This window comes from Burkholderia sp. MSh2 (genome assembly GCF_000731655.1).
Classification (GTDB): domain Bacteria; phylum Pseudomonadota; class Gammaproteobacteria; order Burkholderiales; family Burkholderiaceae; genus Burkholderia; species Burkholderia paludis.
The window spans coordinates 1-18253 of record NZ_JPGM01000021.1 but is presented as its reverse complement, the minus strand read 5'-3'; the positions used below and the strand labels follow the sequence as shown (position 1 = coordinate 18253).

Sequence of the window (18253 nt, the reverse complement as noted above, 5' to 3'; positions counted from 1 at the left end):
CGATGAACACGATCAAACGAATCGATCCGCGCCGGCCGTTCGTCATCACGGCCGCGGGCCTGAAGCGCATCACGCTCGGCGAGGCAGGCAGCGCCGATGCGAGCGCCGCGCACTGGTCTGCGCACGGTCATGGCGCGGCGGCCGCGAAGCCGCGCCGCGCGCTGCAGGCGCCGAAGCACGTGATGCTGGCGGTCGCGCACGCAGAACGCGGCGCGCTCGACGATCCCGCGCGACAGGCGATCGCCGCCGCGGCCATCCTCGCCGACGCGCAGACCGAAGTCGCGCTGCTCGTCTTCGGCGAACTGAAGGACGACGTGGCCGAACTCGGCGTCGACAAGCTGGTGGAACTGGCCGGCTTCGAGCGCCGCGCGTTCGATCCAGACAGCGAACTGCAAGCGTTGCAGGCCTGCGTCGCCGCGCTCGCGCCGAAGCACGTGTTCGTGCCCGACAACGCGACCGGTGACGGCGATCTCGGCCGGCGTTACGCGGCGGCGGCCGGCGCGAGCGTCGCGACGCACATCGTCGAAATCGACGCGCGGCATGTCGGCGCGTATGCGCAGGCCGGCCGCGCGTTCGCGACGCGCGCGCTGCCCGACGTGATCCTGCTCGCACCGAACGCGGTCGAGGCGAAGCTGCCGTTCGTCGGCGCGGGCGAGCGCCTGGCCGCCGATTTCATCCGCCCGGCCCGCGACGCCGCGCAGCCGTATCGCGATCTCGGCCTCGACGAGATCGACGCGGCGCAGGTCGCGCTCGAGGAAGCCGATTTCATCGTGTCGGCCGGCAACGGCGTGTCCGACATCGGCGCGTTCGAGCGGCTCGCCGGCGCGTTCGGCGCGGCGATCGGCGCGAGCCGGGTCGCGGTCGACAACGGCCATTTCACGCGCGACAAGCAGGTCGGCGCGACCGGCAAGACGGTCGAGGCGAGCGTGTACATCGCGTTCGGCATCTCGGGCGCGGTGCAGCACCTGCAGGGGATCAAGGACTGCCGCCACGTGATCGCGGTGAACCTCGACGGCAGCGCGCCGATCGCAAAGCGCGCGAACCTGACGGTGGTCGGCGACGCGCAGGCAACGATCGCCGCGCTGATCGAACAGGTGCAGACCGCGCGCGCCGCGCGCGGACAATCGCCGGCAGCGGTCGGCGCCCGTGAACCCGAAGGAGTCGCCGCATGAACGCCCCCCGTCCGTTGCAACGCATCGCGGTGCTCGTGTCCGTCGGCCGGCACCCGGTCAGCGGCGTCGCGCGTTACAGCCGCAACGATGCGGCCGCGCTGGAAACCGGCCGCCAGCTCGCGGAGCGGCATCGCGCGACGCTCGACGTGATCCACGCAGGCGACCCCGCGAACGCGGCGCTTGCCGAATATCTCGCGCTCGGTGCGCGGGAGGTCGAGGTGCTGGCCTGCCGCGAAGGCGACGATGCCGTGCACGCGCTCGTCGCGCGCATCGCCGGCTACGACCTCGTGCTGACCGGCACGCGCGCCGAGGGCGCGTACGACACCGGGATGCTGCCGTACCGCGTCGCCGCCGCGCTCGGCTACCCGCTGGTCGGCTCGGCCGTCGACGTGTCGGTCGAGGGCGGCCGCGCGGCGGTGCGGCAATTCTTGCCGAAAGGGCTGCGGCGGCGCGTCGATGCCGCGCTGCCGGCCGTCGTCGCCGTCCATCCGCTCGCCGCAGTCGAGCCGCGCTACGCGTATGCGCGGCTGCGCGCCGGCGCGATCCGGCCGGCGCTCGCCGCGCCCGGCACGGACGCCGACGCGACGGCCTGGACGGTCGGCCCGGTCGAGCGCAAGCCCGTCAGGCTGGTGGCGGCCGAGAAGCGCTCCGGGCATGCCCGGATGCTGTCCGCGACGACGACCGAAAGCCGTGGCGGCAACGTCGTAAATGAAGGGAGTTCGGTCGAAAAAGCACAAGTGATCCTCGCATATTTGCGCGAGCATCAGCTCATCGACTACTGATTTTGATGCCTGTCGGCAAGAACCCAGGGACGCAAGGAATCCGGAGCAAAAGATGAAAGTATCGGCAGACATTCGTGCACTGATCGAACGCCGCAAGGAAGGCTACAGCCTGGAAGCGCCGTTCTACACGAGCGAGGACATCTTTGCGCTCGACATGGAGGCGATTTTCCGCAAGCACTGGATCCAGGTGGCGATCGAGCCCGATATCCCCGAGCCGGGCGATTACGTGACGGTGGAACTGGGGAGCGATTCGATCCTGATCGTGCGCGACGACGACATGGCGATCCGCGCGTTCCACAACGTGTGCCGTCACCGCGGCGCGCGCCTGTGCAACGAGGACAAGGGCTCGGTCGGCAACATCGTGTGCCCGTACCACAGCTGGACCTACAACCTGACGGGCCAGCTGATGTTCGCCGAGCACATGGGCGAGAAGTTCGACCGCTGCAAGCACAGCCTGAAGTCGGTCCACGTCGAGAACCTCGCGGGCCTGATCTTCATCTGCCTCGCCGACGAGCCGCCGGCCGATTTCGCGCAGCTGCGCGCCGAGATGGAGCCGTACCTGCTGCCGCACGACCTGCCGAACACGAAGATCGCCGCGCAGATCGACATCATCGAGGAAGGCAACTGGAAGCTCACGATGGAGAACAACCGCGAGTGCTATCACTGCGTCGCGAACCATCCGGAGCTCACGATCTCGCTGTACGAATACGGTTTCGGCTATCAGCGCTCCGACGCCAATGCCGAGGGCATGGATGCGTTCGCGGAAACCTGCGTGCGGCGCGGCAAGGAGTGGGCCGAGATGGGCCTGCCGTCCGCCGAGATCGAGAAGCTGCTCGACGTGACGGGTTTCCGCACGCAGCGCCTGCCGCTCGATCGCCACGGCGAATCGCAGACGCTCGATGCGAAGGTTGCGTCGAAGAAGCTGCTCGGCGGCTTCGACAAGGCCGACCTGGGCGGGCTGTCGTTCTGGACGCAGCCGAACTCGTGGCATCACTTCATGAGCGATCACATCGTGACGTTCTCGGTAATCCCGCTGTCGGCCGGCAAGACGCTCGTGCGCACCAAGTGGCTCGTGCACCGCGACGCGAAGGAAGGCATCGACTACGACGTGAAGAACCTCACGGCCGTGTGGAACGCGACCAACGACCAGGATCGCGCGCTCGTCGAATTCTCGCAGCGCGGCGCGACCAGCAGCGCGTACGAGCCGGGCCCGTATTCGCCGTACACCGAAGGTCTCGTCGAAAAATTCTCGGCCTGGTACATCGGCCGGCTCGCCGAAAAAACCGGCGAGCGGCACCCGGCAGCGTAACAGGACCTAGCAGCATAGAAGCGGAGTCAGACATGATGCGAGATGCGGCCCAATTCGAGCCGACGGACAGCCGGGTCACGCGCCCGGCGTTCTGGAACGCCCTTCCCGAGCGCTGGACGAGCGACGTCGAGGAAACGCTGGTGTGCTGCCACGTGCGGCAGGAAACGCACGACGTGAAGAGTTTCTTCTTCCGTTCGCCGCAAGGCCGCTCGTTCTCGTTCGAGCCCGGGCAGTTCCTCACGCTCGAGCTCGACATCGACGGCGAGACGATCAACCGCTGCTACACGATCTCGTCGTCGCCGGCGCGGCCGCACACGGTGTCGATCACGGTGAAGCGCGTGCCGGGCGGCAAGGTGTCGAACTGGCTGCACGACAACCTGCGGCCGGGCGCGGCGGTGCGCGTGCTCGGCCCGGCCGGCGAATTCACGTGCGCGCGGCATCCGGCGCGCAAGTACCTGTTCCTGTCGGCCGGCTCGGGCGTCACGCCGCTGATGTCGATGAGCCGCGCGCACCACGATCTCGCCGAGGATCGCGACATCCTGTTCGTGCACAGCGCGCGTACGCCGGACGACATCATCTTCGCGCGCGAGCTCGACCTGATCGCGTCGAATCACACGAATTTCCGCACGTCGTTCGTCGTCGAGCGCGTGGGTGCGCGCACGAACTGGCCGGGCGTCACGGGCTTCCTGACGCTGCCGCTGCTGAAGCTGATCGCGCCGGATTTCATGGAGCGCGAGATCTTCACGTGCGGCCCCGCGCCGTACATGAAGGCCGTGCGCGACCTGCTCGACGAAGCCGGGTTCGACCGCCGTCAGTATCACGAGGAGAGCTTCTCGTTCGAGACGCTCGCGCAGACCGCGAGCGACGAACTGCTCGCCGAGCTCGCGCCGCCGGCCGAGGCCGGCGACGCCGGCACGAAGCAGTACGCGGTCAGCTTCGCGAAGAGCAACCGCGAGATCGCGTGCGGCTCCGGGCAGCACGTGCTCGACGCGGCGCGCCAGTCGGGCGTGCGGCTGCCGGCGTCGTGCACGCAGGGCATGTGCGGCACGTGCAAGGTGAAGCTCGTGTCGGGGCAGGTCGAGATGAAGCACAACGGCGGCATCCGCCAGCGCGAGATCGACCAGGGCATGGTGCTGCTGTGCTGCAGCAAGCCGCTGTCGGATCTCGTGATCGACAAGTAACCGGCTCTACGCCATCGGCTGTCCGGGCGCGTCGCGTCCGGACAAGCATCCGTCGGAAAACAACGATACCGCGGATTTGTGGTTGAGGAACCTTGAGAGACCACGCGCGCAGGCGCACATCACGGAGATCGACCATGAAGCTGTTCGGAAAACTGTTGTGGACCGGCGCACTGTCGGCAATGGTGGCGCTCAGCGCGTCGGCGCTCGCGGACACGAAGCCCACGCTGAAGATCGGCTACGTCGAAGGCTGGGACGACAGCGTCGCGACGACGAACGTCGCGGCCCGCATCATCGAGAAGAAGTTCGGCTACCAGGTCCAGCTCGTGCCGGTCGCGGCCGGCGTGATGTGGCAGGGCGTCGCGCGCGGCGATCTCGACGCGACGCTGTCCGCGTGGCTGCCGGTCACGCAGGGCGCGTACTGGGACCAGTTCAAGACGAAGGTCGTCAATCTCGGCACGAACTTCCCCGACGCGAAGATCGGCCTGATCGTGCCGGCCTACGTGAAGGCGAAGAGCATCGGCGACCTGAACGCGGAGAAGGGCGACTTCGGCGGCCGCATCGTCGGCATCGACGCGGGGGCGGGCGTGATGCGCAAGACCGACGACGCGATCAAGAACTACGGCCTCAACTACACGCTGATGCCGAGCTCGGGCAGCGCGATGACGGCCGAGCTCGCACGCTCCGTCAATGCGAACAAGCCGGTCGTGATCACCGGCTGGGCGCCGCACTGGATGTTCGCGAAGTGGAAGCTGCGCTTCCTTGAGGATCCGAAGAAGGTGTACGGCGACGCCGAGCATGTCGACAGCGTCGCGAACCCGGCGCTCGAAACGAAGGCGAAGCCGGTGGTTGCGTTCCTGAAGAAATTCCAGTGGAAGCCGGGCGAGATCGACAGCGTGATGCTCGCGATCCAGAACGGCTCGAAGCCCGACGCGGCCGCCGATGCATGGATCGCCGCGCATGCGGATCGCGTGAACGCGTGGACGGAAGGCGCGCAGTAAACCGCGACGATTCGCCGCGATAAAAACACCGGGAGACGGTCCGGGAATGATTGCTAGGAATGCGAAATAATCGCACTGCGATGCGGTCATATCCCGGAATTATTTTTTGGATCCTGCAAAAGATCCCGTAAATTGTTACACTACGGCCCTTGTGCGGAGTCATCTGTTTTGTATCGGACCAGGGTAAGCGCTGATGCGCTCACGCTGATCGAGAGGAGGAATTGGATGAGTCAGGCAGGACTGCGTGCGAATCGCACCAGTGATGTTGAGGCAACCATCTCACATGATTCGACGGGCCACACGCTGCATCGTGGCCTCACTTGGAAAGACGCATTCTGGGTAACGAGCGGCGTGCCGGCTGGCGTGCTGTTCACGATCGGCGGCGTATGCGCGACGATCGGCCAGCCCGCGTGGGCGATCTGGATCGCCGCGATCACGATGGGGCTGGTTCAAAGCGCGACTTATGCGGAAATATCGGGGCTATTTCCCCATAAATCGGGCGGCGCGTCCGTGTATGGCGCGATCGGCTGGGTTCGCTACAGCAAGCTGATTGCCCCGGTTTCCGTGTGGTGCAACTGGCTCGCGTGGTCGCCGATGCTTGCACTCGGCTGCGGCCTCGCGGCGAGCTACGCGCTCACGAGTCTCTTTCCCGCCGACGCGGCGGTGCTGCACTGGCAGCTCAAGGTTGCGGATCTCGGATTCATCAAGCCGGGTCTGTCCCTGCGGATCAACGCGACGTTCATCATCGCCACGATCCTGCTTCTCATCACCTTCAAGCTTCAACACAGCGGCGCATCGAAAGCCGCGCGCACGCAGCGCATTCTCGGCATTGCGTCGCTCACGCCGCTGCTGATCGTCGGCATCGTGCCGTTCGTCACCGGCGACGTGCCGATGTCGAACCTGCTCCCGCTGCTGCCGCTCGGTCACGATGCGCAGGGCAACCTCACGGCGGCGACGTTCGGCACGTGGAACGGGCAGGGCGTCACGATGGCGCTCGGCGCGATGTTCATGGCCGGCTGGGCGTCCTACGGTTTCGAAACGGCCGTCTGCTACACGCGTGAATTCCGCGATCCGCGCCGCGACACCGCGAAGGCGATCTTCTGGTCGGGCGCGCTGTGCCTCGTCGTGATGACGCTCGTGCCGATGGCGTTCCAGGGCGCGCTCGGCACGCAGGCGATGCTCGATCCGTCGATCGGCGACGGCACCGGCGTGGCGGCCGCGATGGCGAAGATCGTCGGCGGCGGCGCGTGGGTCGCGAACGCGGTCGTCGTGATGCTGATGCTGTCGATCCTGCTGATCGTGATGACGTCGATGATGGGCTCGTCGCGCACGCTGTACCAGGCGTCGGTCGACGGCTGGCTGCCGAAGTACCTGTCGCACGTGAACGAGCACGGCTCGCCCACGCGCGCGATGTGGACCGATCTCGGCTTCAACCTCGTGTTGCTGATGATGTCGGATTACATGACGGTGCTGTCGATCTCGAACGTCTGCTACATGCTGTTCGTCTTCCTGAATCTCCAGTCGGGCTGGATCCACCGGATGGATCGCGGCAACTGGGACCGGCCGTTCCGCTGCCCGACCTGGCTGCTCGCCGCCGGCGCGATCTGCGGCTACGCGAACCTCGTCTACGTTGGCGCGGGCGCGAACCTGCAGGGCGAGGGCACGCTGCGCAACGGGCTGATCGCGATGCTGCTGATCGTGCCGGTGTTTCTCTATCGTCACTACTGGCAGGACCGCGGCCGGTTCCCCGCGCAGATGCAGCGCGACATGGAGCTCGAGGTGCCGAAGCGCGCGGCATGGCTGAACCTGATGCCGTATGCGGCGCTGATCGGCGCGGCGCTGACGATCGGGGTGTCGTACTACCTCGCGTGGGTGAAGTAACGCGTTCGGCCGCGTGACGACGCGCACCGCCCGGAAACCGCACACGGGCGCTGCGATCGATCCCGCGGCACGCCACGCAAGCCCGACCGGCTGGCACGCGGTCGGGCTTTCGTCGTTGATGGCCGGCCGCGTTGCCGGCCAGCACGGCGCAGGCACGCGATCGGGATCGCTTGATTTTGGGAACGATCGGTTCTAATATCCGGACTCATGAGCCCGACTTCTCCCGGCTCCCGCGACAGGGGGCGTCCACGCGAATTCGACACCGACGAGGTGATCGACGAGGCTGCGCGCGTGTTCTGGGAGCTGGGGTATCACGCAACGTCGATCGACGCGCTGTGCGACGCGACCGGCGTCTTTCGCGGCAGCCTGTACCGGACGTTCGGCGACAAGCACGGGTTGCTGGTGGCGGCGTTCGACCGTTACGCGGAAGGCGCGATCGCGCGGCTCAAGGAGCGTCTCGCGGCCGATCTGCCGCCGCGCCAGGCGCTCAGGAACGCGCTGCTGTACTACACGGAAATCGGTGTGCGGCTGTCGGAGCGTCGCGGCTGCCTGATCACGAATTCGGCCGTCGAGCTGCTGCCCGGCGACGACGTGTTGCGCCCGCATATCGAAGCGACGCTGCTGCGCATCGGCACGCAATTCAGCCTTGCGGTGGCGCGCGGCCAGCAGTCGGGCGATTTCGACCGGACCCTCGATCCGGAACAGGTCGGCCGTTTCCTGCTGTGCCTGATCCAGGGCATGCGCGTGCTGGGCAAGTCGAGCACGCCGGAGGCGGAGCTGGCGTCGGTCGTCGATGTCGCGATGCGGGCGCTGACCTGATTTTTTTTGATTATATTGAGAATGAACGGTTTCAAATTGCACGCATGCATCGTGCGGCCGTCGAGACCGTGAAATACAGGCGGGTCCTGCAAGGAAGTTGACAACACCCTGCCGCCGCGTGCAGCCGCACCGGCGTTTGAGTTCAACCAATTTGGGAACGATCAGTCATGAATAGCATCAAGATCGCAGTACCCGCCGCGAGCGCGTACGGGAAAGGCATCGTGGCCTGTGTCTGCGCGACGATCCTGATAGGCGTGATGTTTCCGGTGATGACCGATGCGTTGCGATACATCGATCCGTTTACGTTCACGTCGCTGCGCTACCTGATCGCGGGGATCGCGTTCGTGGTGTTGCTGCGGGCCGTCGAAGGGCCCGCCGCGTTCCGGCGGGCCGGCGAGTCGCTGCCGCTTGCGTGGCTGCTCGGCTCGATCGGCTTCTGCGGGTTCGGGTCGTTCGTGTTCCTGGGCCAGCAACTGGCCGGCGAGGAAGGGGCGCTGACCGCGTCGATCATGATGGCGACGCAGCCGATGATGGGGCTCCTGCTCAACGCGCTGGTGCGGCGCGTCCCGCCCGCGCCGGTGTCGGTGCTGTTCGTCGTGCTGTCCTTCACCGGCGTCGCGCTCGTCATCACGCACGGCGACCTGATCGCCGCGCTGCGCGCGCCGCAGCATTACGCGGCGAACGCGCTGATCGTCGTCGGCGCGCTGTGCTGGGTCGTCTATACGTTCGGCGCGGCGCACTTCACCGGCTGGTCGGCGTTGAAGTACACGACCTTCACGACATGGCTCGGGCTGACCACCAACGTCGCGGCCAATCTGCTGCTGATCGCGACGCATCGCATCGCGACGCCGACGTGGGCCGCCGTGCACGCGGTGCTGCCGCATCTCGCCTACATGGGGCCGGTGGCCGGCTTCGGCGCGATCCTGCTGTGGATGACGGGCAACCGGAACCTGGGCCCGATGAACGGCGTGCTGTTCATGGACATCGTGCCCATCACCGCATTCATCGTGTCCGCGTTCGCGGGCGTGGTGCCCAACCGTGCGCAGATCGCGGGCGTCGCCCTGACGGGTGCAGCGCTGATCCTCAACAACCTGTATCTGCGGCGGCGGGCGCGGCTGATCGGCACGGCGCCCGCGCGCGTGCCGTCGGCTTCCGCGTGACGCGGCGGTCGAGCTCGCCGCGGCGCGTTCGCGTTACGGGAACACCACCGTCCGGTCGCCGTTCAGGAACACCCGCCGCTCGATGAACGCCTTCACCGCGCGCGCGAGCGTGATGCATTCGACGTCGCGTCCGACCGCAAGCAGCTGCTCGGGCCGCAGCGCATGATCGACGCGCTCGACCACCTGCTCGATGATCGGGCCTTCGTCGAGATCGTCGGTGACGAAGTGCGCGGTGGCGCCGATCAGCTTCACGCCGCGCGCGTGCGCCTGGTGATACGGCTTCGCCCCCTTGAAGCCGGGCAGGAACGAATGATGGATGTTGATCGCGCGGTTCGCGAGCTTCGCGCTGGTTTCCTGCGACAGCACCTGCATGTAGCGCGCGAGGATCACGAGTTCGGCGCCGCTCGACTCGAGGAAGTCGAGCCACTGCGCTTCTTGCTGCGCCTTGGTCTCGGCCGCGATCGGGAAGTGCCGGAACGGCAGCCCGTGCTGCGCGGCGAGCGGCTCGAAATCGGGATGGTTCGACACGATGCCGGCGATGTCCATCTTCAGCTCGCCCATCCGCCAGCGGAACAGCAGGTCCGCGAGGCAGTGCTCCAGCTTCGACACCATGATCAGCACCCTGGGCCGCGCGTTCACGTCGTGGATCGCCCACTGCATGTCGCCCTGCTGGCCGCCGAGCCCCGCCGCGATCGGCCCGAACTCCTGGCGCAGCGCGTCGATCTGCAGCGTTTCATCCGTCGGATGAAAGACGCAGCGCACGAAGAAGCGGTTGCTGAGATCGTCGTCGAACACGTTCAGCGCGTCGACATAGCAGCGATGGCGATCGAGAAAGCCGACGACGGCGGCGACCTGGCCGGCCGCGCTCGGGCACGACAGCGTCAGGACGAATTGATCGGGGCGGTGCTCGGCGGTCATGAGGCTCCTCGGATGGCATGGGGCGCACGGCCGTGCGGCGGCGCACGACAGCGCCGCGCCGCACGGGTAGCGGGAGGCTCAAGTAAATCAGGACGATTTCGGGGAGGATAGAACCAACGCGCCGTGTGGCTGGTATCGGCGCGCCAGCGGGGGGCGGCCGGCCGCGTCCGTCATGCGCTCGCGCACGCGTCGAGCAGCCAGCGCCGGAATACATGCGTCGCATCCGGCTCGGGCCGCTGCGGCGGCCGCACCAGGAAGTAGCCGCGCGACGTGACGACGGGCGCGTCGACGAGCTTCACGAGCTGGCCGGACGCGACGAGTTCGTCGACGAGCGGCGACCAGCCGAGCGCGACGCCTTCGCCGAGCAGCGCCGCATGGATCACGAGCGCGTAGCTGTTGAAGGTCACGCCGCGCGCGGCGGCCGGCGCATCGAAGCCGTGCGCGTCGAACCAGCCGGACCACGACAGCCAGCGTTCGGGGCGCGTGGGCTGCACGTGCAGCAGCGGCAACGCGAGCAGGTGGTCGGCCCGTGCGACCTCGGGGTGCGCGTCGCGGAAGGCCGGCGAGCACACGGGCGTGACGGATTCCGGAAACAGCCGCGCGGCCGTGCACGTCGGCCAGTGGCCGTCGCCGAACAGGATCGCGATGTCGGCGTGGTCGCGCTGCGCGTCGTAATCCTGTGACGTGACGACGCGGACGTCGACGTCCGGCATCACGCGCTTCAGCCCGGCCAGGCGCGGCATCAGCCAGTAGGTCGCGAAACCGAAGTCGGTGACGATCGTGAGTGCGCCGTGCTCGCGGCGCGCGCGCAGCGTCGCGGTGGCGCCGCGCAGCGTGTCGAGGCTCAGCCGCACCGCTTCGTACAGGCACTGGCCGTCCGCCGTCAGCGTGACGCCGCGCGGGCTGCGCTCGAACAGCGGCACGCCGAGCTCCGCTTCGAGCTGGTACACCTGCTGGCTCACGGCCGGCTGGGTCGAGCCGAGCTCGCGCGCGGCCGCCGTGAAGCTCGCGAGCCGGGCGGCCGATTCGAACGCGCGCAGCGCCTGCATCGACGGTAACGCTTCGGGTTTCGACATAAGTCTCTCTAATGGCCCCATAAGGGCCGGACGCCTACCCGCGCGAATTCGGGCGGGCGATAGTGCATCGGACGGCACGGCACCGGCGCCGCACGGCCGCCGTGCAGCGCATGCCGCGATTCTAGCCAGCGCGGTGCGCCCGCGCGGCGCTTTCTTCGGTCCGCCGCCGTCATGCCGGACGTCCCGCCGCTGGAGCGGCGGGGCGCTCCGTTCGAACACCCCTTTCCCCCCGACCGCCGATGACGAACCCGACACCCGACATCCTGATCCTGATGGCCGACCAGCTCACGCCGTTCGCGCTGCCGGCATACGGCAACCGCGTCGCCCGCACGCCGACGCTCGACCGGCTCGCCGCGCAAGGCGTGGTGTTCGACGCCGCGTACTGCGCGAGCCCGCTGTGCGCGCCGTCGCGCTTCTCGCTGCTGACGGGCAAGCTGCCGTCCGGGATCGGCGCCTACGATAACGCCGCCGAATTGCCGGCGCAAACGCTGACGTTCGCGCACTATCTGCGCGCGGGCGGCTACCGGACGATGCTGTCCGGCAAGATGCACTTCTGCGGGCCCGACCAGCTGCACGGCTTCGAGGAGCGCCTCACGACCGACATCTATCCGGCCGATTTCGGCTGGGTGCCCGACTGGGACCGCCCGGCCGAGCGGCCGAGCTGGTACCACAACATGAGTTCGGTGCTCGACGCGGGGCCGTGCGTGCGCACGAACCAGCTCGATTTCGACGACGAGGTCACGTTCGCCGCGAAGCAGAAGCTGTACGACGTCGCGCGCGAGCGGGCAGCCGGGCACGATGCGCGGCCGTTCTGCATGGTCGTGTCGCTGACCCATCCGCACGATCCGTATGCGATCACGCGCGAATACTGGGATCGCTACCGCGACGACGAGATCGACCTGCCGGCCGTGCGGCTCGACGCGGCGGGCAGCGACCCGCATTCGCGGCGGCTGCGCTTCGTCTGCGAGAACGACCGCACGCCGCCCGACGACGCGCAGATCCGCGCCGCCCGCCGCGCGTACTACGGCGCGACGTCCTACGTCGACGCGCAGTTCGGCAGCGTGCTGGCCACGCTCGAGCAGTGCGGATTCGCCAACGACACGATCGTGATCGTCACGTCCGACCACGGCGACATGCTCGGCGAGCGCGGGCTCTGGTACAAGATGACGTTCTTCGAAGGCGGCTGCCGCGTGCCGCTGATCGTGCATGCGCCGGGCCGCTTCGACGCCGCCCGCGTGCGCGGGCCCGTGTCGCACGTCGACCTGCTGCCGACGCTCGTCGAGCTGGCCGGCGCCGCGCCCGCCGGCGGCTGGCCCGATCCCGTCGACGGCGCGAGCCTCGTGCCGCACCTGCACGGCGCGCCGGCGCACGACGTCGCGCTCGGCGAATACCTCGCGGAAGGCGCGATCGCGCCGATCGTGATGATCCGCCGCGGCGACTGGAAATACGTGCATTGCCCGGCCGATCCCGACCAGCTCTACAACCTGTCGGACGACCCGCGCGAGCTGGCGAACCTGGCGGGCGTGCCGGCCGCCGCCGACGTGCTCGCCGCGTTCCGCGCGCAGGCCGCGCAGCGCTGGAACCTGCCCGAGCTGGACCGGCAGGTGCGCGCGAGCCAGCGGCGCCGGCGCTTCCATTACGCGGCGACGACGCAGGGCCGCATTCAGGCATGGGACTGGCAGCCGTTCACCGACGCGAGCCAGCGTTACATGCGCAATCACATCGAACTCGACACGCTCGAGGCGATGGCGCGCTTTCCGCGCGTCGGGCGCTGAGTGCGTCCCGCAGCGCGATCACTGACGAACGACGGAGGAAGCGGACGATGAAACGGCAACGCAATGCAGCAATCCGGATCGGCGCGGCGCTCGTCGCGGCCGCCTGCGTGATGACGACGCAGGCCGCGCGCGCGGCCGACCCGCAGACATGCGGCGACGTGAAGATGGCGGCGCCCGGCTGGACCGACATCGATGCGACGAACGCGATGGCGGGCGTCGTGCTGAAGGCGCTCGGCTACCGGCAGGACGTGGCGAACCTGTCGGTGCCGATCACGTACCAGGGGCTCAGGAAAGGGCAGGTCGACGTGTTCCTCGGCAACTGGATGCCCGCGCAGGCGCCGCTCGTGAAGCCGTTCGTCGACGACAGGTCGATCGACGTGCTGCACGCGAACCTGAGCGGCGCGAAGTTCACGCTTGCGGTGCCCGATTACGTCGCGGCCGCCGGCGTGCACACGTTCGCCGATCTCGCGCGCTATGCCGACCGCTTCGGCGGCAAGATCTACGGGATCGAGCCCGGCGCGCCCGCGAACCAGAACATCAAGCGGATGCTGTCCGATCACGCGCTCGGGCCGGCGAACTGGTCGCTGGTCGAATCGAGCGAGACGGGCATGCTCACGCAGGTCGAGCGCGCGGTGCGCGACAAGCGCTGGATCGTGTTCCTCGCGTGGGAGCCGCACCTGATGAACACGAAGTTCCACCTGGCCTACCTGTCCGGCGGCGACGCGTATTTCGGCCCCGACTACGGCGGCGCGACGGTCAACACGGTCACGCGCGCCGGGTTCGCGGGCCAGTGCGCGAACCTTGCGCGGCTGTTCCGGCAGATGACGTTTTCCGTCGCCGTCGAGAACCGCATGATCGCCGACATGCTCGACAACAAGACTCCGCCCGCGCTCGCGGCGCAGCATGCGCTGAAGGCCGACCCGGCGCTGGTCGCCGGCTGGCTGGACGGCGTGACGACGGCCGCCGGCGCGCCGGGCCTGCCGGCCGTGCGCGCGGCCCTCGACGGCCGTTGATTCCCTCCTCCCGGGCGGCCGGTTTGTGCCGGCCGACCGTCTACGTGTTTTCCCGATGGGTCGCATCGTGACTAGTTGGCGTCGCCTTCAGACGGGTGACGAGAAATATGGGTTTGTATTTTTCGGCAATGGCTGCGTTATTGCGGAAAACGAAATGCCGAAGCCAGCGGGCGGTATGAATTCGAATCCACCGGCGCATCGCGGCACGCGCCGGAACGCGATTCTTTCCATCGAAGGGTTCAGGGAGGGTGGTCGACAATGAAGCACACGAAAGTTGCCGTAGCCGCCGCGCTTGCATGCGCGGCCTGCATGCCCGCGGTCGGGCATGCGCAGAGCAGCGTCACGCTGTACGGGATTCTCGACGCGGGCATCACGTACGTGAACAACACGGGCGGCTCGCACGTGGTCAAATTCGACGATGGCGTCTCGTACGGCAACCGCTTCGGCCTGAAGGGCACGGAAGACCTCGGCGGCGGCCTGAAGGCCGTGTTCACCCTCGAGAGCGGCTTCCACCTCGGCACCGGGCAGCTCGGCTTCGGCGGGGCCGAGTTCGGCCGGCAGGCGTATGTCGGCCTGCAGAACGACTGGGGCACGCTGTCGTTCGGCAACCAGCTCGACATCACGAACGAACTCGTGTCGATCTACAACATCTCGGCGTGGGGCAGCGGCTATGCGATCCACCAGGGCGACTTCGACCGCTTCAACGGCGACCGCCTGCCGAACTCGGTGAAATTCCTGTCGAACGACCTGCACGGCTTCAAGTTCGGCGCGATGTACTCGTTCGGCAACGTCGCCGGCGACTTCCACCGCAACAGCGCATGGAGCGCGGGCGCGAGCTACACGCAGGGCGATTTCTCGATCGGCACCGCGTACACGCGCCTGAACAACCCGAGCGGCATCTACGCATTCGATCCGTACGCGATGCTCGGCACGCACACGTTCCTCGGCCAGCAGACGGTCACCGTCGACCCGACGACCGGCGCGCGCACCGACCTGTACGCGAACACCCCGATGAACATCGACAGCCAGGGCACGTTCGGCATCGGTTCGAGCTATGCGATCGGCAAGCTCACGCTCGACGCGAACTTCTCGTACACGACGATCAAGGGCTTCGGCCAGTCGTCGCACATGCAGGTGTACGAAGGCGGCGGCTCGTACCAGTTCACGCCGGCGCTGAGCCTGATCGCGGGCTACCAGCACACGCGCTTCGAAGGCCATCACTGGAACCAGGGCACGGCGGGCCTGCACTACCTGCTGTCGAAGCGCACCGACGTGTACATCTCCGGCGATTACCTGCGCGCGTCGCAAGGCGTCGATGCGGTGATCGGCTACAGCTTCACGCCGTCGACGACGCAGACGCAGGCCGACGTGCGGATCGGGATGCGCCATTCGTTCTGAGCGGGACGGGTGGAGCAGCAACGTCTTCAGCGAGGTCTCTCTTGGGCGCGAACCGTGGTTCGCGCTTTTTTTTGAAGGGTGTGAGCGGGCATGAAATGCGCCCGGTCGGTGCCGGCCGCGTGGCCGGCGCTCCGGGGTCCTCGCCGGGATCGGCCGCGCGAGGGTATTGACCCGTGCCGTCTATAGACGCTACGATCGTCCGCATGCTGAATCGCACCCATTCCCTCTCCTCGCTGATCCGCGCATGTTGTCAGAACGTGCCAGGGGGAATTTGCGTCTAGCGAACTCGCTAAACTTTCAAGCAATCGCCTTCCGGCCGCCTGTGATGCAAACCAGGCGGCCTTTTTGCTTTTGGGCCGACACTTTCGGGACGGAGAAATTCGATGCCGCTTGCGCTGTATGACACCTGGTCGCGTACCGTACGCCCGTTCACGCCAATCCGGGCCGGGCAGGTCGGCATGTACTGCTGCGGCCCCACGGTCTACGACCACGCCCACATCGGCAACCTGAGAACCTACGTATTCGAGGATCTCCTGCGCCGCGTATTGGTGCGCAACGGCTACGAGGTCAGGCATGTCGTCAATATCACCGACGTTGGCCACCTGACGTCGGATGCGGACGAGGGCGAAGACAAGATGGAAAAGGGCAGCCGCCGGACCGGCGAATCGGCGTGGGCCATCGCCCGCCGCTACACCGAGGCGTTCATCCGGGACTGGCGCGCGCTCCACCTGCTCGAGCCGGCGGTGTGGTGCCGCGCCACGGATCACATCGCCGAACAGATCGCGTTCATCGATACGCTCGAGCGGGCCGGCTACGTCTACCGGACGGACGACGGCCTCTACTTCGACACCAGCCGGCAGGACGACTACGGTTATCTCGCGCGGCTCGACCGCGCGGGATTGCAGGCGGGCAAACGGGTTGCGCTGGGCGAAAAGCGGAGCATCACGGATTTTGCGTTGTGGAAGTTCAGCCCGGCCGGCGTGATGCGGCAGATGGAATGGGACAGCCCGTGGGGGCGAGGCTTTCCGGGCTGGCATATCGAATGCTCGGCGATGTCGGCGAAGTATCTCGGGACGTTGTTCGATATCCATTGCGGCGGCGAGGATCACATCGCCGTGCACCACAGCAACGAGATCGCGCAGACTCGGGCGGCCCACGGCACGCACCTCGCGAATTACTGGATGCACGGGCACTTCCTGACGCTCGACGTCGATTCGAAGATGTCGAAGTCGAGCGGCGATTTCGTCCGTCTGCAGACGTTGCAGGACCGCCATATCGATCCGCTCGCGTACCGTTACCTGTGCCTGACGGCCCATTACCGAAGCAAGCTGCATTTCACGTGGGCGTCGCTCGATGCGGCACACACCGCGCTGAACCGGCTTCGTCACCTCCATGCCGGCTGGCCGGACGGCGGGCGCGTCGATACGGATTTCGCCGCGCGATTCGACGCCGAAGTAAACGAGGACCTGAATCTGCCCCGAGCGCTCGCGGTGCTCTGGGATCTGGTCAGGAGCAACCTGCCACCCGCGACCCTGAAAGCGACCGTGGACAGCTTCGACGACGTGCTCGGCCTCGGTTTGCACGCATGGAGGCCGGTTGCGTTCGACATTCCGGAACACGTCCGCGTGCTGCTCGGCGATCGGGAGCGCGCGAGGGCGGACAGGGACTGGGCGCAAGCCGACCGGATCCGGGAAGCGTTGAGCGCCCAGGGCTGGAGAGTCGAGGACACCCAGGACGGTCAACGCGTGTTCGGCATCGCCGCCGGCTCGGCCGATACGGGCGTCGCGCATCGGTGAAGCCGCGGGCTGCCCGTATCAGAAGATCCGGTGACCGAGCCACCACCCGCCGGCCGCGAACAGCGCGGCGGCGGGCAGCGTCAGCACCCACGCCCACACGATGTTGCCGGCCACGCCCCAGCGCACGGCCGACAGCTTCTGCGTCGCGCCGACGCCGACGATCGCGCCCGTGATCGTGTGCGTGGTCGACACCGGAATGCCGAGGAACGATGCGAGAAACAGCGTCATCGCGCCGCCGGTCTCCGCGCAGAAGCCGCCGACCGGCTTGAGCTTCGTGATCTTCTGGCCCATCGTGCGCACGATGCGCCAGCCGCCGAACAGCGTGCCGAGGCCCATCGACAGGTAGCACGCGCCGATCACCCATGCGGGCGGCGCATCGGCGGTCGCCGACGCATAGCCCGATGCGATCAGCAGCATCCAGATGATGCCGATCGTCTTCTGCGCGTCGTTGCCGCCGTGACCGAGGCTGTACAGCCCGGCCGACAGCAGCTGCAGCCGCCGGAAGCGCCGGTCGACCTTGCTGGGCGCGGTGCGGAAATACAGCCACGACACGCCGAGCATGAACAGCGAGCCGAGGATGAAGCCGAGCAGCGGCGAAATGAAGATGAACGCGACCGTCTTCAGCAGGCCGTCGATGTTCAGCGAGCTCCAGCCCGACTTCGCGAGCGCCGCGCCGACGAGGCCGCCGATCAGCGCATGCGACGAGCTAGACGGAATCCCGTAGTACCAGGTGATCACGTTCCAGCCGATCGCGCCGACCAGCGCGCCGAACACGACGTAGTGATCGACGATCTCGGGGTCGATCGTGCCTTTGCCGACGGTCTGCGCGACCTTCAGGTGAAAGATGAAGTACGCGATGACGTTGAACGCGGCCGCGAACACCACGGCCTGCTGGGGCTTCAGCACCCCGGTGGACACGACGGTGGCGATCGAGTTCGCCGCGTCGTGAAAACCGTTCATGAAGTCGAATACGAG

15 protein-coding genes are annotated in these 18253 nt (G+C 67.4%); 12 read left to right on the top strand and 3 right to left on the bottom strand.

The genetic code is table 11. The features are described 5' to 3' along the window. The first annotated feature begins 2 nt into the window (after positions 1–2). The 8 genes from GQ57_RS14120 (at position 3) to GQ57_RS14085 (ending at position 9302) form a co-directional block, all read left to right on the top strand. The gene (locus GQ57_RS14120; RefSeq protein ID WP_034198172.1) at positions 3–1172 is read left to right on the top strand and encodes an electron transfer flavoprotein subunit alpha/FixB family protein; all 1170 of its coding nucleotides are present in this window, start codon (positions 3–5) and stop codon (positions 1170–1172) included. Then, positions 1169–1954 carry a drug:proton antiporter gene (locus GQ57_RS14115; protein ID WP_034198171.1) on the top strand — a complete coding sequence of 262 codons (786 nt, stop codon included), beginning with the start codon at positions 1169–1171 and terminating at the stop codon, positions 1952–1954. Before GQ57_RS14120 ends, GQ57_RS14115 begins: the two co-directional genes overlap by 4 nt. A gap of 52 nt (positions 1955–2006) precedes the next feature. Then, positions 2007–3263 (top strand): aromatic ring-hydroxylating oxygenase subunit alpha, encoded by a 1257-nt coding sequence (locus tag GQ57_RS14110; protein WP_034198170.1) that lies wholly within the window; start codon positions 2007–2009, stop codon positions 3261–3263. Positions 3264–3295: 32 nt separating this feature from the next. Then, positions 3296–4444, top strand: a complete 1149-nt coding sequence (locus tag GQ57_RS14105; RefSeq protein WP_034198169.1) for a hybrid-cluster NAD(P)-dependent oxidoreductase — start codon at positions 3296–3298, stop codon at positions 4442–4444. Between the two features lie 134 nt (positions 4445–4578). Then, positions 4579–5442, top strand: a complete 864-nt coding sequence (locus GQ57_RS14100) for a glycine betaine ABC transporter substrate-binding protein (protein ID WP_031399874.1) — start codon at positions 4579–4581, stop codon at positions 5440–5442. Between the two features lie 225 nt (positions 5443–5667). After that, the gene (locus GQ57_RS14095) at positions 5668–7323 is read left to right on the top strand and encodes an APC family permease (RefSeq protein WP_034198168.1); all 1656 of its coding nucleotides are present in this window, start codon (positions 5668–5670) and stop codon (positions 7321–7323) included. Between the two features lie 207 nt (positions 7324–7530). Continuing rightward, positions 7531–8142 (top strand): TetR/AcrR family transcriptional regulator, encoded by a 612-nt coding sequence (locus GQ57_RS14090; RefSeq protein ID WP_034198167.1) that lies wholly within the window; start codon positions 7531–7533, stop codon positions 8140–8142. 167 nt (positions 8143–8309) lie between these two features. Then, positions 8310–9302 carry a DMT family transporter gene (locus GQ57_RS14085; RefSeq protein ID WP_034198166.1) on the top strand — a complete coding sequence of 331 codons (993 nt, stop codon included), beginning with the start codon at positions 8310–8312 and terminating at the stop codon, positions 9300–9302. A gap of 33 nt (positions 9303–9335) precedes the next feature. On the opposite strand, the gene purU is transcribed toward GQ57_RS14085, so the two are convergent. Both purU and GQ57_RS14075 read right to left on the bottom strand, forming a co-directional pair. Continuing rightward, positions 9336–10220 (bottom strand): formyltetrahydrofolate deformylase, encoded by an 885-nt coding sequence (gene purU / locus GQ57_RS14080; RefSeq protein WP_034198165.1) that lies wholly within the window; start codon positions 10218–10220, stop codon positions 9336–9338. A gap of 170 nt (positions 10221–10390) precedes the next feature. Further along, complete coding sequence (locus tag GQ57_RS14075; RefSeq protein ID WP_031399869.1) at positions 10391–11296, bottom strand: choline sulfate utilization transcriptional regulator; 906 nt, start codon at positions 11294–11296, stop codon at positions 10391–10393. 239 nt (positions 11297–11535) lie between these two features. Between GQ57_RS14075 and betC the strand changes: the two genes are divergently transcribed. The 4 genes from betC (at position 11536) to cysS (ending at position 17278) form a co-directional block, all read left to right on the top strand. Continuing rightward, a complete protein-coding gene (gene betC / locus GQ57_RS14070) occupies positions 11536–13071 on the top strand; it encodes a choline-sulfatase (protein WP_034198164.1) in 1536 nt (511 codons plus the stop codon). A gap of 47 nt (positions 13072–13118) precedes the next feature. Next, positions 13119–14084 (top strand): choline ABC transporter substrate-binding protein, encoded by a 966-nt coding sequence (gene choX, locus GQ57_RS14065; RefSeq protein ID WP_034198163.1) that lies wholly within the window; start codon positions 13119–13121, stop codon positions 14082–14084. A 258-nt stretch (positions 14085–14342) separates the two neighbouring features. Further along, positions 14343–15482 (top strand): porin, encoded by a 1140-nt coding sequence (locus tag GQ57_RS14060; protein WP_031399866.1) that lies wholly within the window; start codon positions 14343–14345, stop codon positions 15480–15482. Positions 15483–15865: 383 nt separating this feature from the next. Then, complete coding sequence (gene cysS, locus GQ57_RS14055; protein WP_034198162.1) at positions 15866–17278, top strand: cysteine--tRNA ligase; 1413 nt, start codon at positions 15866–15868, stop codon at positions 17276–17278. 18 nt (positions 17279–17296) lie between these two features. Here cysS and GQ57_RS14050 read toward each other — a convergent pair. Next, positions 17297–18253 (bottom strand): inorganic phosphate transporter (locus GQ57_RS14050; protein WP_034198161.1); only part of this gene is annotated, 957 nt, incomplete at its 5' end.

What these genes read in the sequence shown, in the direction of transcription:
- GQ57_RS14120 (WP_034198172.1), top strand. Translation starts at nt 3, where the DNA reads ATGAACACGATCAAACGAATCGATCCGCGCCGGCCGTTCGTCATCACG.
- GQ57_RS14115 (WP_034198171.1), top strand. Translation starts at nt 1,169, where the DNA reads ATGAACGCCCCCCGTCCGTTGCAACGCATCGCGGTGCTCGTGTCCGTC.
- GQ57_RS14110 (WP_034198170.1), top strand. Translation starts at nt 2,007, where the DNA reads ATGAAAGTATCGGCAGACATTCGTGCACTGATCGAACGCCGCAAGGAA.
- GQ57_RS14105 (WP_034198169.1), top strand. Translation starts at nt 3,296, where the DNA reads ATGATGCGAGATGCGGCCCAATTCGAGCCGACGGACAGCCGGGTCACG.
- GQ57_RS14100 (WP_031399874.1), top strand. Translation starts at nt 4,579, where the DNA reads ATGAAGCTGTTCGGAAAACTGTTGTGGACCGGCGCACTGTCGGCAATG.
- GQ57_RS14095 (WP_034198168.1), top strand. Translation starts at nt 5,668, where the DNA reads ATGAGTCAGGCAGGACTGCGTGCGAATCGCACCAGTGATGTTGAGGCA.
- GQ57_RS14090 (WP_034198167.1), top strand. Translation starts at nt 7,531, where the DNA reads ATGAGCCCGACTTCTCCCGGCTCCCGCGACAGGGGGCGTCCACGCGAA.
- GQ57_RS14085 (WP_034198166.1), top strand. Translation starts at nt 8,310, where the DNA reads ATGAATAGCATCAAGATCGCAGTACCCGCCGCGAGCGCGTACGGGAAA.
- purU (WP_034198165.1), bottom strand. Translation starts at nt 10,220, where the DNA reads ATGACCGCCGAGCACCGCCCCGATCAATTCGTCCTGACGCTGTCGTGC.
- GQ57_RS14075 (WP_031399869.1), bottom strand. Translation starts at nt 11,296, where the DNA reads ATGTCGAAACCCGAAGCGTTACCGTCGATGCAGGCGCTGCGCGCGTTC.
- betC (WP_034198164.1), top strand. Translation starts at nt 11,536, where the DNA reads ATGACGAACCCGACACCCGACATCCTGATCCTGATGGCCGACCAGCTC.
- choX (WP_034198163.1), top strand. Translation starts at nt 13,119, where the DNA reads ATGAAACGGCAACGCAATGCAGCAATCCGGATCGGCGCGGCGCTCGTC.
- GQ57_RS14060 (WP_031399866.1), top strand. Translation starts at nt 14,343, where the DNA reads ATGAAGCACACGAAAGTTGCCGTAGCCGCCGCGCTTGCATGCGCGGCC.
- cysS (WP_034198162.1), top strand. Translation starts at nt 15,866, where the DNA reads ATGCCGCTTGCGCTGTATGACACCTGGTCGCGTACCGTACGCCCGTTC.